The sequence below is a fragment of the Gordonia neofelifaecis NRRL B-59395 genome (genome assembly GCF_000192435.1).
GTDB classification, from domain to species: Bacteria; Actinomycetota; Actinomycetes; order Mycobacteriales; family Mycobacteriaceae; genus Gordonia; species Gordonia neofelifaecis.
Genome location: NZ_AEUD01000006.1, coordinates 37,394 through 59,434, shown reverse-complemented (window position 1 = coordinate 59,434; position 22,041 = coordinate 37,394). Strand labels below are relative to the sequence as shown.

24 protein-coding genes are annotated in these 22,041 nt (G+C 69.1%); 13 read left to right on the top strand and 11 right to left on the bottom strand.

The window, feature by feature from the left end; translation table 11 throughout:
- The first annotated feature begins 23 nt into the window (after positions 1-23).
- Together SCNU_RS08740 and SCNU_RS08735 are read left to right on the top strand one after the other, a co-directional pair.
- Positions 24-290, top strand: coding sequence for a hypothetical protein (locus SCNU_RS08740; RefSeq protein ID WP_009678997.1), 267 nt, complete (start codon positions 24-26; stop codon positions 288-290).
- Positions 283-1,011: a Clp protease N-terminal domain-containing protein gene (locus tag SCNU_RS08735; protein ID WP_040518058.1), complete on the top strand. Its 729-nt coding sequence runs from the start codon at positions 283-285 to the stop codon at positions 1,009-1,011. The genes SCNU_RS08740 and SCNU_RS08735 overlap by 8 nt, the downstream gene beginning before the upstream one ends.
- A gap of 31 nt (positions 1,012-1,042) precedes the next feature.
- Here SCNU_RS08735 and SCNU_RS08730 read toward each other — a convergent pair whose 3' ends face one another.
- Positions 1,043-1,912 carry a 1,4-dihydroxy-2-naphthoate polyprenyltransferase gene (locus SCNU_RS08730; protein WP_040518057.1) on the bottom strand — a complete coding sequence of 290 codons (870 nt, stop codon included), beginning with the start codon at positions 1,910-1,912 and terminating at the stop codon, positions 1,043-1,045.
- 158 nt (positions 1,913-2,070) lie between these two features.
- Here SCNU_RS08730 and SCNU_RS08725 point away from each other — a divergent pair, with 158 nt between their 5' ends.
- Both SCNU_RS08725 and SCNU_RS08720 read left to right on the top strand, forming a co-directional pair.
- Positions 2,071-3,105 carry a PE-PPE domain-containing protein gene (locus SCNU_RS08725; RefSeq protein ID WP_009678994.1) on the top strand — a complete coding sequence of 345 codons (1,035 nt, stop codon included), beginning with the start codon at positions 2,071-2,073 and terminating at the stop codon, positions 3,103-3,105.
- Between the two features lie 218 nt (positions 3,106-3,323).
- On the top strand, positions 3,324-4,577 hold the full coding sequence (locus SCNU_RS08720) for an alpha/beta hydrolase family protein (protein ID WP_238526413.1): 1,254 nt from the start codon (positions 3,324-3,326) through the stop codon (positions 4,575-4,577).
- Positions 4,578-4,581: 4 nt separating this feature from the next.
- Here the strand turns inward: SCNU_RS08720 and menE are convergent, their stop codons facing one another.
- Genes menE through SCNU_RS08695 form a run of 5 tightly spaced genes read right to left on the bottom strand, consistent with a single transcriptional unit; the run spans position 4,582 to position 7,979 of the window.
- Positions 4,582-5,742 carry an o-succinylbenzoate--CoA ligase gene (gene menE, locus SCNU_RS08715; protein ID WP_040518109.1) on the bottom strand — a complete coding sequence of 387 codons (1,161 nt, stop codon included), beginning with the start codon at positions 5,740-5,742 and terminating at the stop codon, positions 4,582-4,584.
- On the bottom strand, positions 5,739-6,086 hold the full coding sequence (locus tag SCNU_RS08710; protein WP_009678991.1) for a DUF3349 domain-containing protein: 348 nt from the start codon (positions 6,084-6,086) through the stop codon (positions 5,739-5,741). The genes menE and SCNU_RS08710 overlap by 4 nt, the downstream gene beginning before the upstream one ends.
- Before the next feature lie 7 nt (positions 6,087-6,093).
- Positions 6,094-6,405, bottom strand: a complete 312-nt coding sequence (locus SCNU_RS08705) for a DUF3349 domain-containing protein (RefSeq protein ID WP_009678990.1) — start codon at positions 6,403-6,405, stop codon at positions 6,094-6,096.
- Between the two features lie 38 nt (positions 6,406-6,443).
- The gene (locus tag SCNU_RS08700; protein WP_009678989.1) at positions 6,444-6,716 is read right to left on the bottom strand and encodes a hypothetical protein; all 273 of its coding nucleotides are present in this window, start codon (positions 6,714-6,716) and stop codon (positions 6,444-6,446) included.
- 27 nt (positions 6,717-6,743) lie between these two features.
- Positions 6,744-7,979 carry an inorganic phosphate transporter gene (locus tag SCNU_RS08695; RefSeq protein WP_009678988.1) on the bottom strand — a complete coding sequence of 412 codons (1,236 nt, stop codon included), beginning with the start codon at positions 7,977-7,979 and terminating at the stop codon, positions 6,744-6,746.
- A 259-nt stretch (positions 7,980-8,238) separates the two neighbouring features.
- Here SCNU_RS08695 and SCNU_RS08690 point away from each other — a divergent pair, with 259 nt between their 5' ends.
- Positions 8,239-9,300: an LLM class F420-dependent oxidoreductase gene (locus tag SCNU_RS08690; protein ID WP_009678987.1), complete on the top strand. Its 1,062-nt coding sequence runs from the start codon at positions 8,239-8,241 to the stop codon at positions 9,298-9,300.
- A 403-nt stretch (positions 9,301-9,703) separates the two neighbouring features.
- Here the strand turns inward: SCNU_RS08690 and SCNU_RS08685 are convergent, their stop codons facing one another.
- Both SCNU_RS08685 and SCNU_RS08680 read right to left on the bottom strand, forming a co-directional pair.
- Entirely contained in the window at positions 9,704-10,195 is a 492-nt protein-coding gene (locus SCNU_RS08685) for an SRPBCC family protein (RefSeq protein WP_009678985.1), read from the bottom strand.
- Positions 10,196-10,208: 13 nt separating this feature from the next.
- Positions 10,209-11,159 (bottom strand): 1,4-dihydroxy-2-naphthoyl-CoA synthase, encoded by a 951-nt coding sequence (locus SCNU_RS08680; protein WP_009678984.1) that lies wholly within the window; start codon positions 11,157-11,159, stop codon positions 10,209-10,211.
- A 284-nt stretch (positions 11,160-11,443) separates the two neighbouring features.
- Between SCNU_RS08680 and SCNU_RS08675 the strand changes: the two genes are divergently transcribed.
- Genes SCNU_RS08675 through SCNU_RS08660 form a run of 4 tightly spaced genes read left to right on the top strand, consistent with a single transcriptional unit; the run spans position 11,444 to position 14,734 of the window.
- Positions 11,444-12,517 carry an enoyl-CoA hydratase/isomerase family protein gene (locus SCNU_RS08675; RefSeq protein ID WP_009678982.1) on the top strand — a complete coding sequence of 358 codons (1,074 nt, stop codon included), beginning with the start codon at positions 11,444-11,446 and terminating at the stop codon, positions 12,515-12,517.
- A gap of 57 nt (positions 12,518-12,574) precedes the next feature.
- Complete coding sequence (locus SCNU_RS08670; protein WP_009678981.1) at positions 12,575-13,351, top strand: enoyl-CoA hydratase; 777 nt, start codon at positions 12,575-12,577, stop codon at positions 13,349-13,351.
- 4 nt (positions 13,352-13,355) lie between these two features.
- Positions 13,356-14,027, top strand: a complete 672-nt coding sequence (locus SCNU_RS08665; RefSeq protein ID WP_009678980.1) for a TetR/AcrR family transcriptional regulator — start codon at positions 13,356-13,358, stop codon at positions 14,025-14,027.
- A gap of 50 nt (positions 14,028-14,077) precedes the next feature.
- Complete coding sequence (locus SCNU_RS08660) at positions 14,078-14,734, top strand: PaaI family thioesterase (protein ID WP_009678979.1); 657 nt, start codon at positions 14,078-14,080, stop codon at positions 14,732-14,734.
- Between the two features lie 35 nt (positions 14,735-14,769).
- Here SCNU_RS08660 and SCNU_RS08655 read toward each other — a convergent pair whose 3' ends face one another.
- Together SCNU_RS08655 and SCNU_RS08650 are read right to left on the bottom strand one after the other, a co-directional pair.
- On the bottom strand, positions 14,770-16,020 hold the full coding sequence (locus SCNU_RS08655; RefSeq protein ID WP_009678978.1) for a saccharopine dehydrogenase family protein: 1,251 nt from the start codon (positions 16,018-16,020) through the stop codon (positions 14,770-14,772).
- Between the two features lie 67 nt (positions 16,021-16,087).
- Positions 16,088-16,702, bottom strand: a complete 615-nt coding sequence (locus SCNU_RS08650) for a class I SAM-dependent methyltransferase (RefSeq protein ID WP_009678977.1) — start codon at positions 16,700-16,702, stop codon at positions 16,088-16,090.
- Between the two features lie 82 nt (positions 16,703-16,784).
- Here SCNU_RS08650 and menD point away from each other — a divergent pair, with 82 nt between their 5' ends.
- The 3 genes from menD to SCNU_RS08635 are packed head-to-tail and all read left to right on the top strand — an operon-like array spanning position 16,785 to position 19,631.
- Positions 16,785-18,476 carry a 2-succinyl-5-enolpyruvyl-6-hydroxy-3-cyclohexene-1-carboxylic-acid synthase gene (gene menD, locus SCNU_RS08645; protein WP_009678976.1) on the top strand — a complete coding sequence of 564 codons (1,692 nt, stop codon included), beginning with the start codon at positions 16,785-16,787 and terminating at the stop codon, positions 18,474-18,476.
- Entirely contained in the window at positions 18,473-18,907 is a 435-nt protein-coding gene (locus SCNU_RS08640; protein ID WP_040518055.1) for a DUF3592 domain-containing protein, read from the top strand. The genes menD and SCNU_RS08640 overlap by 4 nt, the downstream gene beginning before the upstream one ends.
- Before the next feature lie 10 nt (positions 18,908-18,917).
- Positions 18,918-19,631 (top strand): demethylmenaquinone methyltransferase, encoded by a 714-nt coding sequence (locus SCNU_RS08635; protein ID WP_009678974.1) that lies wholly within the window; start codon positions 18,918-18,920, stop codon positions 19,629-19,631.
- Positions 19,632-19,650: 19 nt separating this feature from the next.
- Here the strand turns inward: SCNU_RS08635 and SCNU_RS08630 are convergent, their stop codons facing one another.
- Entirely contained in the window at positions 19,651-20,910 is a 1,260-nt protein-coding gene (locus tag SCNU_RS08630) for a geranylgeranyl reductase family protein (protein WP_009678973.1), read from the bottom strand.
- A 99-nt stretch (positions 20,911-21,009) separates the two neighbouring features.
- Between SCNU_RS08630 and SCNU_RS08625 the strand changes: the two genes are divergently transcribed.
- A complete protein-coding gene (locus tag SCNU_RS08625; protein ID WP_009678972.1) occupies positions 21,010-22,029 on the top strand; it encodes a polyprenyl synthetase family protein in 1,020 nt (339 codons plus the stop codon).
- Positions 22,030-22,041 lie beyond the last annotated feature (12 nt).

Below are 22,041 nucleotides of genomic sequence, written 5' to 3'. Positions count from 1 at the left end.
AGTCGTCAAGATAAATTGACATCATGCACACGGACGAACAAGCGAACGACGACGATCCCATGGTGCGGGCCGCGGCAAGCGACGACCCGGCCACCGGATTGGGAGTGGTTCGGGCGTTGCGAACTCTCGCCGACCGGCTCGAGGACGTTCAGGTGGCTTCGGCGAGGTCACAGGGATGGAGCTGGCAGGCGATCGCCGATGTTCTGCAGGTCAGTCGTCAAGCGGTGCATCAGAAGCACTCGTATCGAGAAGCCGCGCAAGCGGCGGGAAAGGACGGCGACGATGTTTGACCGTTTCAACTCAGACACACGCACATTGATGATGTTCGCGGCGCAGGAGGCGAAGGACCTCGGGAGCCGCGAGATCGGGACCGAGCACCTGCTCCTCGGCATGCTCGGCAATGCCCGCAGCCCGTTGTTCACGGTGCTGACCGAGCAGGGACTCACGCTGGCCGCGGCCCGTGACGTGGTCCGGCAGGGCGGGGCTGCAGACGCCGAAGATATCCGCGACCGCTACGAAGAGGACCGCGAGGCCCTCCGCAGCATCGGGATCGACCTCGACAAGGTTCGGGCCGCCGTCGGCGACCGGTTCGGCGAGGATCTCTCCGACGGCTGGGGGCAGCGGGCCGACCGCGGCCGGGGACGCGGTCGGGGACGACCGCACGCCCGTCCGCAGTGCGGTCCCGGCGGCTGGGAAGGCCCCGGACTGCAGGCACAGGTGGGTCCGGACGGCATCTGGTTCGGTCCGTGGGAAGGCGGCCGCGGTCGTCGCGGGCCGCGTGGACGCGGCCGCGGATCACGGATGTCCGAAGGGGCCCGCGAGTCGATCCGCGTCGCTGTGACGTCGGCGAGGGACAATCAAGAGCATGACATCAGCGTCGAGCGGGTCCTTCTCGCGATCCTCGACGGCGCGGATCCGGCCGCCGTCGCCGTGGTCGAATCGGCCACGACGGTCGAGGCGCTCCGCACTGCGGTGCTGGCCACCCTGCCGGAGGCCACGGCCACTCGCTGATTCCGAACGGCACCGATCGATCGGGCTCGTCCTATGCCAGGGCGAGCCCGATCGCCGTTGTGAGGGACCACACCAGCATGGCCATCCCGGTCAGGGCGAGGACCGGGATCAGATCGCGGCCGGCGGCGCCGCAGAGTACCAGCCTGACCGGTTTGACGAGCGGAATCACCACCAGCAGTCCGGCGGCCGCGGGCGGTGCGGCGATCGCGATCACGATGCTCACGACCACTGGCACCAGGCACAACCCGAGATAGAACGTGCGCGTGCGGCGGTCGCCGAGGCGGACGGCGAGGGTGATCTTGCCCGATTCGGTGTCGCTGGGGATGTCGCGGAGGTTGTTCGCGACCAGGACGCCGCTCGAGAGGCTGCCGACGGCGACCGCACACCCGCCACCGATCCAGTCGATCGAGCCGACGGCCACGTACTGGGTGCCGAGCACTGCGACCAGGCCGAAGAAGACGAAGACGGCGATCTCGCCGAAGCCCTGGTAGCCGTAGGGCCGCTTACCGCCGGTGTAGAACCAGGCGCCGGCGATGCACACGGCACCGATGAGCACCAGCCACCACGCGGTGACGACGGCGAGGACCAATCCGCAGACCGCGCCGATGCCCAGCGCCGAGAACGCCGCGAACTTCACCGATCGCGGGCTCGCCACTCCCGAGCCGACCAGGCGCAGCGGCCCGACGCGGTCGTCGTCGGTGCCGCGGATTCCGTCCGAGTAGTCGTTGGCGAAGTTGACGCCGATGATCAGCGCGAGGGCGACGACGAGTGCCAGTGCGACCCGCCACCAGACGACGTCGCCGAGATGCAGTGCCGCGCCGGTTCCGGCGATCACCGGGGCGATCGCATTCGGGAGGGTGCGCGGACGTGCGCCTTCGATCCATTCGGTCACGGTAGCCACGCCGTCATCATCTCATCTCGGGGTCCACGGACCCGGCGTCGGGCGTTCGGCTGTCACCGGTGCGCGGACTGTCCCGGCCGTCGTACCGGTGGTGCGATGGGAACTGATGAGGACGGTGTGCGGGGACGCCGGTCGAATCGCGTAGAAGGGGGACTGTTGTGAACAGAGTCGTCTCGTCGTCGGTCGTGGCATGCGGGATCTGGGCGGTGATCGCGACCGCGGCACCGGCCGCGGCGGCGACACCGCAGCTGAGCCGGACCGTGGCCACTCGCGGTGCCCCGGTCACGGACTATCACGACGTCCTCGGCGGCTGGGCGGACGAGCCGCTCGACGATGCGCTGGTCGTCGTCGTGCCCGGCACGGATGACACCGTGTACCCGCGCGTCGACGGGATCGTCGGTCCGCGGGAGTCGTTGCTGGTGACGCATCCGGAGTCGTTCGGACCGATCATCTCCGGCCGGTCGGGTGCTCCGCTGCCCATCTTGGCACCCAGCTACGACAGTTCGCGCGCCGTGGCCACCGCGAACACCCTCGCGGTGATGAAGGCGTTCCGCGGCACCGATCGTGTCGTCGTGTACACCGGTTACTCACAGGGCTCGGACGCCCTGGGCGACGCCGCCGAACGCGCCGCCCGGCGGGGCTGGTTGAACGGGCACGACGAGGTGCTCCTGGTCTCCGATCCGCGTGGACCGTGGGGCGTGAAGTCGTTGCTCAGCCGGACGCCGTTCGCCGGTCAGGCGATGGCGGCCTTCGGCGTGGACGACGACGGTGCGCGAGACCCTGCGGCGACCGGGGACGTGAAGGTGGTCCAGGTGATCGTCCGCGGTGATCCGATCGCCGACCCGCAATGGGACCCGAACCGGCCGGTCGAGTCGGCAGTCGTGAACGCGGCCGGATTCGTGACGATCCACGCGGGCCACGACGAGCACGGTTACGCCCACGTCGAGAACCTCGACCACGTCAGCACGATGAAGAGCACGGACGGCGACACCACGTACGAGGTGTACGACACCGACCACCCGCTGGCGTTGGCCGGCGCGAAGATCGCGGATGCGGTGGGCGTGCACGTCGGCGAGCGGGAACTGAAGGCGTGGGATCGCGCGGCCGAGGCGTTCTACCCGATGCAGGACCCGACCGCCGCCACGGCGGACCCCAAGGCGAAGGTGGTCGACGCGCCGCGCAGGCGGCCGTAGCGACAGCTCCGATCGGCACGAATGTGTCGTTCTCGGGCGGCCGTGGTCGTCGCCGTGCCCCCGTTCCGGTGTCACCAGATGTGGCGTCAGGCATTCGGGTGTCACCCGCCCGTGGACTGTTTCCGCAGCTCGGGGTCTGTTTGCATGTGGTAGCCGGATCAACCGGCTGCCGGGGTCCTGGGAAACTCCGGCATCACGTGCTGCATGGGGGAGAAGTCTTGAAGCGCACTTTTGTGTCTGTCGCGGTCTGTGCACTCTGCATCGGCGTCGCGGCCCCGGCCACCGTCGCCGCCACCACTCCGGTCTTCGAATCGACCGTCGCCACAGCGGGGCCCGCGGTCGACGACTACACGGACGTCCTGCCCCGCTGGGTGGACGGTCAGCTCGACGACGCGCTCGTCGTCGTCGTTCCGGGCACCGACGACGACCGGTATCCGCGGGTCAACGGAATCGTCGGCGGTCGCGATTCGGCCATCGTGACGTATCCGGAGTCGTTCTGGCCCGTCATCTCGGGGAGGTCGGGCCGGCTCCCGTTCCTCGCGCCGACCTACGATCGATCGCGCGACGTCGCGGTCGCCAACACGCTCACCGTGATGGAGGCCCTGCAGGACGCCGATCGGGTGGTCGTGTACACGGGCTATTCGCAGGGCTCCGATGCCCTCGGCAACGCCGCGGAGCTCGCCGCCGCCCGCGGACTGCTCGGCCCCGACAGCACGATCCTCCTGGTCTCCGACCCGCGCGGGCCGTGGGGCGTCAAATCGAAGCTGAGCGACGCGACGCTCGCGTCCGGACTGCTGCGGGTCATCGGCATCGTGAACGACGGCGCGCGGGATCCCGCCGCGACAGGCGACGCCGAGGTGGTTCATGTGATCATCCAGGGCGATCCGGTGGTTCACGCACAGTGGGACTGGACTCGTCCGGTGTCGTCGTTCGTCGTCGACGTCGCAGGCTTCCTGGCGATCCATTCCGATCAGGGGCGATACACCTATGCGCACGTGGAGAATCTGGAGCACGTTCGGACGCTGACGAGCGAGGACGGCAACAGTACCTACGAGATCTACGACACCTACCACCCGCTGGTGCTCCTCAACGCGATGATCCTGGGCGCCGTCGGCGTCCGGGTGTCGGAGGCGCAGTTGGCGACATGGGATCGCGTTGCCGAGGCGTTCTATCCGACGCAGGAGATCACCGCGGCCAACGCCGATCCGAAGGCGCGCGTGGTCGAGGCTCCCCTGTCTGCACCGGCCGTCGTTCCCGAGTCGGCGCGAGGGTCTGCACCGGATCCGGTGGTCGTCGCCGACGAGCCCGTGGCGGCCCAGACGTCCGAGACGGACCCTTCGCCGGCAGACACGGTCCCGGACGAGACGGTCCCGGAGGCGACCGAACTCGCAGCGGAGCAGGCGGATCCGGTGAGCGTCGATGAGCCGGTGGTCGAACCGGAGACCGTTCCGGTCGACGAAGCGGCCGCCTGAGGTATCAGGAGAGTCGATCGCGCAAGGCGCGCCGATCGACCTTCCCGGGTCCGCGCAGCGGAAGTGAGTCGGCGACGAACACCTGACGCGGTGCCGCATAGCGATCCAGCCGCGCGCTGACGAACTCGCGAACCTCAACAGCGGTCGGCGGCTGGATTCCGGCATCGACCACGATCACCGCGACCACCTGCTCGCCGAGTCGCTCGTCGGGCAGACCGAGCACCGCGCACTCCGCGACCCCCGCCATCTCGCCGATCACTGCCTCGACCACCTGCGGCACGATCGTCAGCCCCCCGGTGGTGACGGCCTCATCGGCGCGACCGACGATCCGAAGCACATCGGCCTCCACCGCACCGAGGTCGTCGGTGCGGAACCATCCGGGTTCGGCGAAGGCGGGATGGTCGGGCAGATTGCGGTATCCGCGGGCGACGGTGGCACCGCCGAGTACCACTCGGCCGACGCCGTTCTCGCCCTGGTCGGTGATCCGGACCCGTACGCCGGGCAGCGGGACGCCGTCGTAGACGCATCCGCCCGCGGTCTCGCTCATCCCGTAGGTTCGGACGATCGGCAGGCCGGCGTCGATCGAGCGTTCGAGGAGCGCGGCGGGCGTCGCCGCGCCGCCGACGAGGATCGCGTCCAGCTCGCGGAGCGCGGCGACGGCGCGCGGATCGTCGAGGGCCTTGCGCAGCTGAGTGGGGACCAGAGAGGTGTACCGGCGGTCGCCGGGCATGGCGCCGATGCATGCAGGGAGCGCGGCGGGGTCGAAGCCCGCCGCGAGGTCGAGGACGACGGGGTCGTACCCGGCCGCCAACGATCGGAGCAGGACTTGCAGGCCACCGATGTGGTGCGGGGGGATCGCCAGGAGCCAGCTTCCCGGTCCGCCCAGAACCTCGGCGGTCGCCTCGGCGGAGGCGCGCAGCGATGCGGCGGTGTGCACGGCGCCCTTCGGGGTGCCGGTGGTGCCCGAGGTCGAGACGACGAGAGCGGCGTCGTCGTCGATCGGTTCGCCGAGAGCCAACGCCTCAGTCAATCGCCGCGCGTGCTCGGCATCGCCCGTGGGGAGCGGCAGATAGGCGGCGTCGCCGTTCAGCAGCGCCAGCAGCTGCCGACGGGCGTCGAGCACGGCGGGACCGGCCGGGAGTTCGAGTGGTTGCAGGACTCTCAGGACGGTTCCTCCGGGTTCTCGGCGTCGCTGTCGTCGGACGGCGTGAGCGGCGCGTCGTCGAACGGCCACTCCGCTGCCTCCAGAGTCTGCCGCACGCGTTCGATGTCCTGTTCTCGGGGCAGCTCCTGCGTCACCTTGGAGATCTCGACGCCGACGTCGATGCGGCTGATCGGCTCCGTCGGCGGCGTGTCGACCAGTTCCAGCGCTACCTGCCGGATCTCCTCCTCGGTGAGCTGGCGGCGCAGCAGGGCGAACAGCGGCAGATAGTCGCTGTTCGGGACGCCTTCCGGATAGCCGGCGCGCAGCCAGCGGACCACACCGCTCAGGAATGAGGGGCGATCCATCGGCGAGTCAGTCCGCGATCGTGACGTGATCGGTGAGCGGCCAGCCGGCCGCGGCCAGGCGCGCGGCGACCTGCCGGGTCTCCTCCTCGGACGGGGCCTGCTCGGTGACGGCCTGGATCGCCTCGCGGATCCGCTCGGGAGTCGCGGGCGTCTCGGCACCGTGCTCCAGCGCCAGGCTCAGGATCACATCGGTGACCTCGGCCTCGGACAGCACCGGCGTGAGGAGCGCCAGCAGCGGCGGGAACTCGGTGGCGGGGACGCCTTCGGGATACCCGGCGCGAACCCATTTGATGACGTTCTCGAACAGCGAAGGTGCCATGGTGTTGCTCTGAGCCTTTCAGACCGGTCGCGCGGAGGTCACTTCTTGTAGGCGAAGTCGGGGAAGATCTTGAGGTCGAAGTAGTAGTTCAGCGTCTGACGGCAGATCCACAGGATGCCGACGACGATGACGACCAGCACCAGCGCGAACACCACGTAGCCGAGGATCCGCAGCGCCGGGTTGGCGGGCTTGCCGAGGTCACCGTGTCCGGTGGCTTCGAGGCGCATCCCGATGGCGAACAGGGCGGGCAGGCCGGCTCCGAACAGCAGTCCGACGGCGAGAACCTTGGTGATGGCGGAGACGATGTCCATGAGGGTTGCCTTTCGCGGAAGCTGGGATCAGGCCTGGGCGGCGGGGTCGCCGGTCGAGGGGTCGGTGGCTGCGGGCACCGGTGAATTGGTGCTCTCGTCCCAGTCGGCGTTGACGTTGTCCGAGTCGACCTTGTCCTGCTGAGCGCGGTAGTACATGTAGCCCGACAGTGCGACGAGGACCAGGAAGATGACGATCGCGCCGGCGGCGCCGCCGATCAGGCTGGCGATCCAGTAGCACAGTGCGCCGACGAGGGCGGCCGCCGGAAGCGTGGTGATCCAGGCGACGGCCATGCGCCCGGCGACGCCCCAGCGCACTTCGGCGCCCTTCCGGCCGAGGCCGCTGCCGAGGATCGAGCCGGTGGCGACCTGGGTCGTCGAGAGTGCCATGCCTGCGGCCGAGGAGGTCAGGATGATCGCCGCGGACGAGGCCTCGGCGGCCATGCCCTGCGGTGCCTTGATCTCGACCAGGCCCTTGCCCAGCGTGCGGATGATGCGCCAGCCACCGATGTAGGTGCCGAGGGCGATCGCCGAGGCGCAGCTGAGGACGATCCAGAACGGCAGCCCGTGCGCCACGCTGCCCGAGTCGAGATGGCCGGTCGCGATGAGCGCGAGGGCGATCACGCCCATCGTCTTCTGTGCGTCGCCGGTGCCGTGTGCCAGGGAGACCAGCGAGGCCGAGGCGACCTGACCGTTACGGAAGCCCTTCTCCTTGTTGCGCTCCGAGATGCCGTTGGTGATCGCGTAGATGAGCAGCGTGCCGACCGAAGCGACGATGCAGGCGATGACCGGAGCGAAGAGCGCGGGGACGATGACCTTGGCGAGGATGCCGTGCCAGTTGATGCCCGACGTGCCGATCGCTGCCATACCCGAGCCGATCAGGCCACCGAACAGGGCGTGCGACGAACTCGACGGCAGGCCGAACAGCCAGGTGAAGAGGTTCCACAGGATGGCGCCGATGAGACCGGCGAAGATGATGATCAGCGCCTTGTTCGCGTCGAGGCCGGTGACCAGCTCACCCTTGTTGTCACCGGACGTCTGCTGAATGTTCAGCACGTCCTTGGTGATGGTGGCGGCGACCTCCACGGAGAGGAAGGCGCCGACCAGGTTCAGGATCGCGGAGAGGCCGACGGCGACCTTGGGCTTCAGAGCGCCGGTGGCGATGGACGTCGCCATGGCGTTGCCGGTGTCGTGGAACCCGTTGGTGAAGTCAAAGCCGAGGGCTGTGACGATCAACAGCACGAGGATGAGCGTCTCTGCGGTCATGGGAACAACTATGACCGGCTCACGGTGGGCGGAGTCAACTCGTTGTGATGTCCTCTTTTACGCTTTGACCTGGACTTTTTCGGGCCCCCGGGGTGCGTTAACGGAAAATTCATCTGTCGGTGGGATTCGCGCCACCGAGCGTTGTCGGATGTTTCCCACGGACAGGTGGAGGAAAGGTGACGAGCAGGTGAACTCGGTGTCCCGGCGACCTCGGCCGTCTGCGCGGGCCCACGTGGATCAGGTGTGCCAGAATCAGCCCATGACGCCGATGACGCTGGGCATGCCGATCAATTACGCGGGCGACTTCCGCGAGACCATCGATAACCTCCGCGACTTCGAAGGGGTGGGCGTCGGGCGCGTGACGGTCCCGGAGGCGTACAGCTTCGACGCCGTCAGTCAGCTCGGGTACATCGCCGCCCGCACCGAGACGATGGAACTCCAGACCGGCATCCTCCCGATGTACTCCCGGACGCCGACAAATCTCGCGATGACCGCTGCGGGTCTCGACTACATCAGCGGCGGCCGCGCAGTGCTGGGCATCGGTGCGTCCGGACCGCAGGTGATCGAGGGCTTCCACGGCGTCAAGTACGACTACCCGCTCGGTCGCGCCCGCGAGAACGCCGAGATCTGTCGCAAGGTGTGGCGACGCGAGCGCGTCGAGTACCGCGGGAAGCATTACCAGCTGCCGTTGACCCAGGAGGACGGCGGCAGCGGACTGGGCAAGGCGCTGAAGATCATCAACCACCCGGTCCGGGACCGGATCCCGTTGCTTCTCGCGGCGATCGGGCCGAAGAACGTCGAACTCGCGGCGGAGCTGTTCGAGGAGTTGCAGCCGTTCCTGTACCACCCCGACTACGTCGAGGCGGCGTTCGGCGAATCGCTCGCCGCAGGCCGGGCCAAGCGCGACCCCGACATGCCCGATCTCCGCATCGTGATTCAGGCCAGCGCGCTCATCACGGAGGACGTCGATCAGATCGCGGCCGCCGAGCACGCCGTCCGTCACCATTCGGCGCTGTACATCGGCGGCATGGGCGCCCGTGGCAAGAACTTCTACAACTCGCTCGTGCAGCGGTACGGGTACGTCGACGAGGCGAAGCTGATCCAGGATCTCTATCTCGACGGTAGGAAGGACGAGGCCGCGGCTGCGGTACCGCAGGATCTGATCGACGCGATCAGCCTCATCGGCCCCCGCTCCGCGGTCGCGGAGCGCGTCGAGCGATTCCGCGACAGCGGCGTCGGCGTCCTGCTCGCGTCGCCCGCCGCGGCCACGCATGTCCAGCGAGTCGAGGACATGCGCGTGCTGAAGGAACTCATCGGCTAGTCGCCGCTGCGCGCTATGCCGGCGCCGGTACCGCCTCCGCGGCGATCGTCGCCGACCCCGCCCAGTACCCGCACTGGGCGACGCTCGTCGACGGAAAGTTGTCCGTCACGGTGACGAACAATGCGTTCGCTCAGGCGAACTGCACCATGCGTGTGTTCGACGTGAAGCATCTGCCGGTCATGGTCGATTGGACGGATGCGGCGAATGCGTGGGTCAACGGCACGGGACCGCCTACAAGGTCTCCGGCACCGGTGCCGGCGGTGGTGGCGGGAACGGAAGTCTCGACGGCCTCGGGTTCGGCAGCCTGGGCTGACCTGCTCGCCCTTCTGAGACAAGCGACATCACCGCCTCGTTGCAGGGTTACACCCTGAGCTGAGGTGGTGATGTCGTATTGGGGGTGTGATCAGCTGAGCGCGGCCTCGAGTACAGCGAGGTTCGCCTCCATGGCGCGCTGCCAGACGCCGAGGCGGAACGCGATGATCTCGCCCTCGCGGTCGGGGTGTGCGTCGATGAAGGTCTTGAAGGGTGACTCGGCGTCACCGATTCGCGCCCACTGCCTGACGATGGTGCCGTCCCGCATCGGATCGACCTCGAAGCCCCAGGACGCGAACGGGGCTTTGCTGTCGGGTCCCACCGTCCACACCCACCGGCGTCCCGGTTCGACCTCAGTGATCACTGAGATCGTCTGCCAGTCGCCCATCTGCTCGTTGCGGTTGTGCCCGCTGAACCGGGCGCCGACCGTCACGGCGTCGGCTCCGTCAAGCCATTCGACGCGCTGGAGTTCACCGGGGGCGCGGGTCGGCAGACTGATATCGGTGACCATCTGCCAGGCGTGTTCCGGCGCGCATCGCAGTTCCCGGCTCACCTCCACGGTCGGACTGTCGCGCAGTCGCACGCGTACTCCTCCTCTAGTAGTAGTACGGGAACGAGTCCCAGTTCGGATCGCGCTTCTCGAGGAAGGCGTCGCGGCCCTCGACGGCCTCGTCGGTCATGTACGCCAGTCGGGTCGCCTCACCGGCGAACACCTGCTGGCCCATGAGTCCGTCGTCGGTGAGGTTGAAGGCGAACTTCAACATCCGCTGGGCGGTCGGCGACTTCGAGTTGATCGCACGAGCCCACTCGATCGCGGTGTTCTCCAGTTCGGCGTGATCGACGACGCGATTGACCGCGCCCATCTTGTGCATCGTCTCGGCGTCGTACGCCTCACCGAGGAAGAAGATCTCGCGAGCGAACTTCTGACCGACCTGCTTGGCCAGGTACGCGCTGCCGTAGCCGGCGTCGAAGCTGCCGACGTCGGCGTCGGTCTGCTTGAACCGGGCGTGCTCGCGCGAGGCCAGGGTCAGGTCGGCGACCACGTGCAGCGAGTGACCGCCCCCGGCCGCCCACCCGTTGACGACCGCGATGACGACCTTCGGCATGGTGCGGATCAGACGCTGCACCTCGAGGATGTGCAGGCGGCCGCCCTCGGCCTTGACCCGGGCCTCGTCGACGCCGTCGACCGTCGCCGACTGGACGTCCGAGTCATGACTCGTCGCGTACTGATACCCGCTGCGCCCGCGGATGCGCTGGTCTCCGCCGCTGCAGAACGCCCAGCCGCCGTCCTTGGGCGACGGGCCGTTGCCGGTCAGCAGCACCGTGCCGACATCGGGGGAGCGGCGCGCGTGGTCGAAGGCGCGGAACAACTCGTCGACGGTGTGCGGCCGAAACGCGTTGCGGACCTCCGGACGGTCGAAGGCGATGCGGACGATGCCGTTCTCGCGGCCTTCGCCGACGTGCCGGTGATAGGTGATGTCGGTCAGGTCTTCGAAGCCGGGGATCGTGCGCCACTGGGCTGCGTCGAAAGGTGATTCGGTGGTCATTGTTCTGAGGGTAGTGCGGGTTCGTGCCGGGGTCTGCGGGGATGTGTCTGCTCGGCAGTCCTCGGCGCCTCGCCTAGCGGCTCGGGGCCTGCGGAGAGCTCGCAGACACATCCCCGCAGACCCCGGCACTACCTGGCAGATCTACACCCAGCCAATGAAGTCACGCTCATTGTGGATGGTTTGACCGTTGCTCTCTACCTGATATCGGTGGGTTTCAAGTGCTACGTTCTAAAACTGAGTGATACTCAATTTCTGGAAACGGCGAGCGAGCTTTGGGAGATGTAGTGACGGAACTGCCGGTCTTGGTGTCGGAGTCGAGTGGCGTCGGGCGGCTGGTGCTCAATCGGCCGAAGGCGATCAACGCGCTCAACGACGAGATGGTCGACCTGATGGCCGCGGCGCTGCGGCGATGGCGCGACGACGACTCGGTGCGCGCCGTCGTGCTGTCGGGTGCAGGTGAGCGCGGCCTGTGTGCGGGCGGAGACATCGTGTCGATCCACCGCGACGCCAAAGCTCTCGTCGAGTCGGGCGCGGGCGACGAGGAGGCTGCCGCCTGCCCGTCGGCGGTGTTCTGGCGCGAGGAGTATCAGCTCAACTCGGAGATCGCGAAGTTCCCGAAGCCGTACGTCGCGCTGATGGACGGCATCGTGATGGGCGGCGGCGTCGGGGTGTCCGCGCATGCCAACACCCGGGTCGTCACCGACCGGACGCGGCTGGCGATGCCGGAGACCGGCATCGGCTTCGTCCCCGACGTCGGCGGCACCCACCTGCTGTCGCAGATCACCGACAACATCGGCGTCTACCTCGGGCTCACTGCGGGATCGATCAACGGCGCCGACGCCGTCGCACTGGGGATCGCCGACCACTACATTCCGGCCGCGGATCTCGACGCGTTCGTGACGGCGATCGAGGCGACGTCGGTCGACGAGGCGCTGGCCCGCTTCACGCAGACTCCGCCGCCGTCGGAGCTGGACGCGCAGCGGGGATGGATCCGCGAGGCATTCGCCGCCGACACCGTCGCGGGCATCATCGACCGCTGTGCGGCGGTCGGGACCGAAGCCGCGGACAAGGCCGCGGCGACGCTGCGCGCCAAGAGCCCGACCACGCTCGCGGTGACCCTGCGGGCACTTCGGAATCCGCTGCCGACCCTCGACGACTCGCTGCACCGCGAATACCGGGTGTCGCTCCGCTGCGTGCGCAGCCACGACATGGCAGAAGGTATCCGCGCCCAGGTCATCGACAAGGACCGCAATCCGGGGTGGGATCCGGCCGAGATCGACGCGGTCACCGCGGCCGACGTCGACGCCTTCTTCGCGCCGCTGCCCGACGACCTCGAGCTGACCATCGTCGGCGACTGACCGCATCCGACTCGACCACCCCGCACTGAGACGACCCACACCACCGAAAGGCCACAGATGACCGAGTACCAGACCATCCTCACCGAGACCGACGGCCGCGTCGCCGTGATCACCCTCAACCGCCCGAAGGCGCTCAACGCACTGAACACCGAACTCATGGGCCAGGTCGTCGCCGCCGTCCGGGGCTTCGACGTCGATCCGGGCGTCGGCGCGATCGTCATCACCGGCTCCGAGAAGGCCTTCGCGGCCGGCGCCGACATCAAGGAGATGCAGTCCAAGTCGTTCAGCGACGTGGCGGGGGAGCAGTTCTTCGCGGCGTGGGACGAGCTGTCGCGCGCCCGCACCCCGATCATCGCGGCCGTCTCCGGCTACGCGCTCGGCGGCGGCTGCGAGCTCGCGATGCTCTGCGACATCATCATCGCCGGCGAGAACGCCCGCTTCGGGCAGCCGGAGATCAACCTCGGTGTCATCCCGGGCATCGGCGGATCCCAGCGGCTCACGCGCGCGGTCGGCAAGGCCAAGGCGATGGACCTGGTCCTGACTGGCAGGCAGATGAAGGTGGACGAGGCGGAGAAGCTCGGGCTCGTGTCGCGCGTGGTGCCGACCGAGGACGTCGTCACCGTCGCCCGCGAGGTGGCCGCGACCATCGCCGGCAAGTCCTTCGTCGCGTCGTCGTACGCGAAGGAAGCCGTCAACCGGGCGTTCGAGTCGAGCCTCACCGAAGGCGTCCGCGCCGAGCGCAGCCTCTTCTACTCGCTGTTCGCGACCGCCGACCAGAAGGAGGGCATGGCCGCCTTCGTCGAGAAGCGCGAACCGAACTTCGAACACCGCTGATCCGGTGCAGGGGTCGAAGGCCGACCGGACCCGGGCCAATGTCCGAGCCGCCGCGGCGGCGAGCTTCGCCGAGTCCGGGTTTCAGGCGGCGACCACCGCGGAGATCGCCCGACGCGCAGGCGTCTCGGAGGGGACCGTGTTCCAGCATTACGCGAGCAAGCTGGGACTGCTGACCGCCGTCACCCGCGAGTTCTACGGGCTGCTGCAAGCCGAAGCCGAGGCCGTCATCGGTGACGACGGCCTCGGCCCGTCGGCCAAGCTTCGCAGGCTGGTCCACGACTGGTGCGACGTCATGGCCACGCGGTGGGACCTCGTCCAGGTGTACATCCACACCGCGCAGGCTTTCCCGGGGACCGAGCTCGCCGAGGTCGTCATCGACTCGAATCGGCGCTACACGCGGATCTACACCCGGATCATCGACGAGATGAAACTGTCCGGTGAGTTGGACGCCGCCCTCCCGACGTCGCTCGCACGGGACATGATCTTCGGGACCCTCGAGCACAGTGCGCGGGGCCAGCGGTACGCGGGCCGTCCGGTCCACACATCGGACGTCGGGCGGCAGGTGGTTGACCTGTTGCTCGGCGCGGGCCGCCCGCGATCCTGTGCTCCATCAGACGACGAGCAGCTGGCGCGCATCGAGGCGAAGATCGACCGACTCCTGGAACACCAGGACTGAACTGATGAGCCGACGGCGGAGACCGTCGGCCCGAAGGATACGGTGAGACGATGAAGGGCGCACCCGAGCAGGAGTGGAACGTGGCGGCTGATGAGACGCCGCAGCACCAAGGCGGATTTCGCGCCGACTTCGAGGTCACGACCGAACGTGGCGGACCGTCGTACGGCGAGATGATCGAGCAGGTCCGCACTTTCATGGACAAGGTCCGCTATGCCTCACCGTCGCCGGAACTGGCCGACGAGGTGATCGACGACCTGCGGAAGCTGAACGCGAAGCTCGACTCCACGTTGGTCGACGAGTGGACGTCCCCGTCCGGAACGCGGATCGACCTCCCGTCGCGCGGCAACATCACCCTCCCGCCGTACGAGGTGCTCGACGGCGGCCCGGACGGCGTCGACGCAGTCGTGACCTTCCGCCCCTTCCACCTGGGCGGCAACGGGGTCGCGCACGGCGGCCACGTCGCCATCGCCTTCGACGACCTCGGCGGCATGGCCGCAGCACTCCGCGTCGGCAGGCCCGCGCGGACCGCGTACCTGACGGTGAACTACCGGTCGCTGACACCGCTCGACACGCCCCTGACCCTGCGCACCTGGGTGGAGCGGCATGACGGCCGCAAGAACTTCGTCCGAGGCACCTTGCACGACGGCGACCGACTCTGCGCCGAACTCGACTCGCTGTTCATCGAACTGAAGCCGGGCCAGGCGTAGGGCGGACTCCGTCGCGATCGCTTGCAGGCCCGACGCTACTGCTTGAGCTCGTGGGCCTCGACGACGAAGCCCGCGGTCTGCAAACGGTCGACGAGGACGTCGCCCATCGCGACCGCCGGGGTCAGCACGCCGGTGCGGTCGGGCAGGCGGTCCCGGTCGAGCGCCAGCGCCAGTGCGCTCTCGCCGAGCATGACGGCCGTCGCCTTGTAGCCGGGATCGCCGTGGGCTCGCATCTGGGAGCGGTAGCGGCGGCCGGACGTCGTCGTGGTGAAGGTCTGCGTCACGAAGTTGCCGGTCTCGCGGGTCTTCTCCGCGGGGCCGCTGCCCGGCTTGGGCAGCACGAAGTCGAGGACGCGACGGGTCGGTCCGAAACTCATCGCGCCGAGGAACGCGCCGGTGCCCACCGTCACCACGCCCGCCAGTGCGGCCGACAGACCGGGGACGCCGCCGACCGACATCGTCTCCTGGTAGCGGAAACCGTCGCCGTAGGCGCCGTCGAGCAGGTAGTTCGACCGCCGTACCACCCGGGTGTTGTACGAGGACATGAAGAACGGCGCGAGGGTGCCGCGCAGGCTCGGATCGACCTTCTTGGCGTCGACCGGGGTGATATCGCTCGGCTCGGAGTTCAGGCCCGCGCGTGGGGTGTCGCCGGAACCGCCGGACAGGGCCTGGGGATTCATCATCAAGCGCCGGGTCTCGGCGTCCTTGGCCAGTTCGGCGATCACGCGGATCGAGTCGACGGTGCCGCCGGACACCCCGCCGCGGAGCGAGGTGACGACCATGGTCGTGTCGGTCATCTCGCCCGCGCCGTCCTCGGCGATCGCCCGATGCAGCAGGTAGGCGCCGAGATCCGACGGAACCGAGTCGAATCCGCACGAGTGGACGATCCGGGCACCGGATGCGGCCGCCAGCTCGTCGGCCTTGTCGATGGAGTACCGGACGAAGGGCACTTCGCCGGTGAGGTCGACGTAGTCGGTGCCTGCGGTCGCCGCCGCGATGACCAGATTCTCGCCGTACCGCAGGTAGGGCCCCACGGTGGTGCAGACCACCTGGGTGCGCGCGCACATCGCGTCGAGCGACGCTGGCGACTCCGAATCGGCGACGATGAGCGGCCAGTCGCGGGCCTTGGGGCCGAGCCGTCGACGGACGGCGGCGAGCTTGGTCTCCGAGCGTCCGGCGAGAGCGATCCTGGTGTTCGCCGGCGCATGATCGGCCAGGTACTGGGCGGTGAGCTCACCGACGAAACCGGTGGCACCAAATACGACGACGTCGAATTCGCGACTCATGGGTTCGACCCTACTGGGATCGGCGCGGACGGGCTCCGACGGCACTGCGTGTCGTCGACGTCACGGGTCAGTCCCGCCGCGCCCACCCGAGCGAGAACGCGGCGAACGCTTTCGGCCCGGCGCCGTAGAACGAGTCCAACTCGGCGATCTCCCACCCGGCCTCGGCCAGCAGCGCCGGGATGTCGCGGGTCAGGTGACAGCCGCCGCCGAGTCGCTTCTGCATCGGCTCCAGGCGTCGCTGCCAGCGTCGCACGCCCGGCTCCGGCGCGCGCCCGTGCTCGAGGAAGGCGAGAGTCCCGCCGGGCCGGACGACGCGGCGGAGCTCGGCGAGCGCGAGCGGGAGGTCGGGGATGGTGCACATGGTGAACGTCGACAGCGCGGAGTCGAACGAATCGTCGTCGAAGGGCAGATGCTGACCGTCGAGCCCGGACCGATCGATCGGGATGTCGGCGCCGGCGATCCGCTCGCCCCCCCCCCCCCAGCCGCTGTCACTGGGCTCCACGGCGGCGATGCGGGTGACCGCTTCCGGGTACTGCCCGACGTTGAAGCCGGAACCGAAGCCGATCTCCACCACCTCGCCCGCCAGCGGTTCGCAGGTGCGACGGCGGAGCTTGTTCATCGCGGGCATTCCGCACGTCTTGGTGATGATCCGCGGCAGCACCTGATCCGAATAGAAGCCCATGCGCCGACGATAGGCGATTTCCGCGGGGCGCGGCATAGACCTTCGGACCGGCCGCCGGGCCGCGGCACATAGGGTCTATCCCATGAATCCGTCCACCCTGCAGGCGCGTGTGATCGTCGACGAACTGATCCGCGGCGGCGTCACCGAGGCCGTCCTCTGTCCGGGCTCCCGGAATGCGCCGCTGGCGTTCGCGCTGCACGCCGCCGACGCCCAGGGGCGCCTGCGACTGCACGTCCGCATCGACGAGCGCTCCGCGGGCTACCTGGCGCTCGGGCTCGCGGTGGCGTCGGGCAGGCCGGTGCCGATCGTGATGACGTCGGGGACCGCGGTGGCGAATATGGGCCCGGCCGTCTTCGAAGCGAACTACGCGCGCGTTCCGCTGGTCGTGATCAGCGCGAACCGGCCTTATGAGCTGCTCGGCTCGGGCGCCAACCAGACCATCGAGCAGTTCGGCATGTTCGGGACGCAGGTTCGCGCGGCGATCAGTCTCGGGCTCGCCGAAGAGGAGCTCGACACCAACTCTCAGTGGCGGTCGGCGGTCGGCCGCGTGCTCGCGGCCGCACGCGGAGCCCGGACCGGCAATGCGGGGCCGGTGCAGTTCGACATCCCGCTACGCGAGCCGCTCGTGCCCGACGCCGCCGACCTGCCGGACGCCGATCTGGCGGTCGCCGCCGGCGGTCGTTTCGTGGGCAGGCACGGCGACGCGCCCTGGACGCAGGCGCCCGTCGGCCGGCTCGACATCCCGCTGGAGATCGATCTCTCGCGCGACACCGTGGTCGTGTCCGGTCACGGCGCGGGCATCCATCCCGAGCTCGCCGCGCTGCCGACCGTCGCCGAGCCGACCGCACCGCACGTCGCCAACCCGCTGCATCCGTTGGCGCTGGGCAGGCTCAAACCCACGCAGGCGATCATCTGCGGTCGGCCGACGCTGCACCGGTCGGTGTCCCGACTTCTCGCCGATCCGTCGGTCGAGGTATTCGCTCTCACCACCGGTCCGCGATGGCCCGACGTCTCGGGAAACGTGTTCGCGACCGGCACGCGGGCCGTCGCCACCGGTGATCCGCAACAGCGCTGGCTCGACGAGGCCGCGCGGATGCACGCGTCGGTAGAGACGGCGGTGGCGGCGGAGCTGAGCGACTCGCACGAGACCACCGGCCTCCATGTGGCCCGGACCGTCGCCGCCGCGATGGCCCCCGGGGACACGCTGGTGGTGGGGGCGTCGAACCCGATCCGCGACATCGCGCTCGCGGGCACCGTCGCCGACGGCGTCAAGGTGATGTCGAACCGCGGCGTCGCGGGGATCGACGGAACCAACGCGACGGCGATCGGTGCCGCGCTCGCGCGGGGCGACGGTCGTACAGTGGCGCTGATGGGCGACCTCACGTTCATCCACGATGCGACCGGACTGATCATCGGTCCCGACGAACCGCGTCCGACCGACCTGCGGATCGTGGTCGCCAACGACGACGGCGGCGGCATCTTCGGTCTGCTGGAGCAGGGCGACCCGAGATTCGCGCGCGATGCGTACCTCGGCGTCTACGACCGCATCTTCGGCACGCCGCACCGCACCGATCTCGCCGCGATGTGCGCGGGCTTCAACATCGGCCATCGTCGCGTCGACCTCGCCGGTCTCCCTGCGGCACTCGCCGGTCCCGCCCCGGCGGGCGGTGTCGAAGTGGTCGAGGTCCGCACGAATCGGGACGGTCTGCGCGAGCTCCACCGCCGGATCGGCGCGAGGCTCGACGCCGCGTCCGGCTACCCTGAACAACCATGACTCGAACAGTGCAGCGGCGCATTCAGATCGCGCTGGTGGCTCTCGGCGTCATCGTGACCCTCATCGGCGCGGTGATCATCGCCGGCGCCTATCGCAATGATTCGAAGATCAACGCGAACAAGGCGACCGCCGTAGCCGACGTGATCTCGGCCGACCGGCTGCACGCCGCCGTCAACTTCGTCACCCCGGACGGAGTGCTGCGCAACCCCAAGCTCGGGCTGCTGTATCCGACGAACCTCTCGACCGGGCAGCGGATCCTGGTGGACTACGACGCGTCCGACCCCGACAACCTGGCACGTCCCGTGGGACGCAACGCCCGCCTGTCGATCGTGCCCGCGCTCTCGGTGATCGCGGCGGGCTGGGCGGCGGTGATCCTCGTTCTCGTCGTGGTCGCCGAGTCCGGCCGCCGCTCGCGTCGCAGCGCGGCCTAGGCTTGATCCCATGACAGACAGCACCGACCACGGCGCCGGAACCCGTGCGAGCCTTGAGAAGGATCCGTCCGAGGTCGCCGAGATGTTCGACGGCGTCGCCCGTCGCTACGACCTGACCAACACGGTGCTCTCGTTCGGTCAGGACCGGCGCTGGCGGCGCAACACCCGTCGTGCGCTCGACCTCAAACCGCGGGACATCGTGCTCGACCTCGCCGCGGGCACCGCCGTCTCGACGGTCGAACTGTCGGCGTCCGGGGCCACCTGCATCGCCGCCGACTTCTCCCTCGGCATGCTGCGCGCGGGTGTCGGCCGCAACGTGCCGAAGGTGGCCGCCGACGCACTCCATCTGCCGTTCGCCGATGCCTCGTTCGACGCCGCGACCATCTCGTTCGGACTGCGCAACGTCAACGACGTCCCGCTCGCCCTGAGCGAGCTGAACCGCGTCCTCAAGCCGGCCGGTCGCCTGGTGATCTGCGAGTTCTCCACGCCGACCGCGAAGCCTTTCCGAACGGTCTACATGGAGTACCTGATGAAGGCACTGCCCGCCGTCGCGACGAAGGTGTCGAGCAACCCGGCGGCCTACGTCTATCTCGCGGAGTCGATCCGCGCCTGGCCGGACCAGGCGGGGCTCGGCGCGCTCATCGGCGCCGCCGGTTTCGCCGACGTGACCTGGCAGAACCAGACCGGCGGAATCGTCGCGATCCACCGCGGCGTGAAGAAGTAGCGGTGCGGCCCGGTACCCCTCAGCTGAACGGTGGCCGCTCCTCAAGTGCGGACGTGACGCGCCCGGCGCTGCGCCACGCTCGTGCGATCAGGTCGGCGTCGTCTGCGGTGAGCAGGTTCCCCATCACTCGGACGACCGTCGACATCAGTTTCGCCGAGCGGATGCCGGGTCGGCCGAGCACTGGCACCGTCTGCGGGACCGTCAGCAGACCGGCGGCGCGGCGGGCGGCGGCGAACGCAGTGCCGTACTCGGCGCGCAGCAGCGCCGGCCAGGCCGTGGCGTAATCGGTCTCGGACGCCAGCATCTCGACCGCCATCGCGGCGGTCTCGATCGCGTAGTCGATGCCCTCGCCGTTGAGCGGATTGACGCAGGCGGCCGCATCACCGATGAGCATCCAGTTCGCTCCGGCCACACCGCTGACGGCCCCGCCCATCGGCAGCAGCGCCGACGCGACCCGCTGCGGCGGCGAGGTGAGCCGCCAGTCGTCGGAGACCATCCGGGCGTAGTGCTCGACGATCGGCCGCAACGCCATCGACGCCGGGCGCTTGGCCGTCGCGAGGGCGCCGACGCCGACGTTCACCGTGCCGTCGCCGAGAGGGAAGACCCAGCCGTAACCGGGGAGGAGTCCGCCCTCCGGATCGCGGAGCTCGAGATGCGAGCCCATCCACTCGTGATCGGACTTCGCGGAGGCGGCATACGACCGGGCGGCGACGCCGTAGGCGGTGTTCCGATGCCACTGCCTGCCGAGCGACTTGCCGAGCGCTGACCGCACCCCGTCCGCGACGATCACGTCGCGCGCCCGGATCTGGTGGCGCTCGCCGTCGCGGGTGACGGTCACCGACTCGATCCGACCGCCGATCAGCTGTGCGCCGACCGCCTTGGTCCCGGAGACCATGCGGGCCCCGCGGCCGACCGCGAAGCGGCGGATCGCGTCGTCGAGTTCGGTGCGGGCGATCGCGCTGCCGTACCCCCCGAATCGATGGGCGCCGGGCCAGGCGACGCGCTGGCTGGCACCCCAGCCGTGCAGTTCGAGGCCGCGTATCCGGGGCCTGCCGTCGAGCAGGTCGGCCATGCCGAGGCGGTGCAGTCCGGCCACGGCCCGGGGTGTGAGACCGTCGCCGCAGGTCTTGTCGCGGGGGAACACCGCGGCGTCGAGCAGGACCACGTCCGATCCGCGAGCCGCGGCCTGGGCGGCGGCCGCTGCGCCCGCCGGTCCGGCACCCACCACCAGAAGGTCGGTGGAATCGGGAATGGCCTCGCCGGGCGTCGCGCTGGTCACCCGATCAGTATGTCTGTCGCCCCCAGCGGTTACGCTTCTGGTGTCGCCGAACGACGAATCCGCGGGCGTTCGGATCACCGATGGGATTGGGCCAAACACGTGAAGTCCACTTTTGCCGGACTGGACCTCGGAACCGGCGAGTTCGCCGGGCAGGTGCAGGAGTCGCTGCAGCGCGTCGAGGATCTGTTGATCAGCGAGCTGTCGTCGGGCGACGACATCCTGGTCGAGGCCGCCACCCATCTGGCCAAGGCCGGGGGCAAGCGATTCCGTCCGATGTTCGCCATCCTCTCCTCGCATTTCGGTGCGAAGCCGGGCGCCGACGAGGTCATCACCTCGGCCACCGTGATCGAGATGACGCATCTGGCGACGCTGTACCACGACGACGTGATGGACGAGGCCGCGTTGCGGCGCGGTGCACCGAGTGCCAATGCGCGCTGGTCGAACTCGATCGCGATCCTGGCCGGCGATTTCCTGTTCGCGCGCGCCTCACATCTGGTGTCGACGCTGGGACCGGAGGCGGTCCGGATCATCGCGGACACCTTCGCCGAACTGGTCACCGGGCAGATGCGCGAGACGGTGGGCGTCAGTGCGGGCGATGATCCCATCGAGCACTACCTCAAGGTGGTCTGGGAGAAGACGGGTTCATTGATCGCCACGGCGGGCCGTTTCGGTGCGTACACCGCGGGTGCCGACGAGACGACTGTCGACACCCTCGCCCGCCTCGGCGACGTGGTCGGCACCGCGTTTCAGGTGTCCGATGACATCATCGACATCGCCTCGGTCACCGGCGACTCCGGCAAGACGCCGGGGACCGACCTCCGCGAAGGAGTACATACCCTGCCGGTGCTGCTCGCGTTGCGCGGCGACGGCCCCGACGCCGCCCGGCTCACGGAACTGCTCGTCGACCCGGCCACCGGTGCACCCCGAGCGCTCACCGTCGACGCCGAAGTCGACGAGGCCCTGCACCTGCTCGTCGACTCGAACGGGATGAAAGAAGCACGCGCCCGTCTCGAGGCGATGGCGGACGAGGCGAATGGACTCCTGGCGGGTCTGCCCGACGGTCCGGCCAACGCCGCATTCTCCTCGCTGGTCCGCTACACGGTCGACCGCGTCGGCTGAACCTTCCGCGCG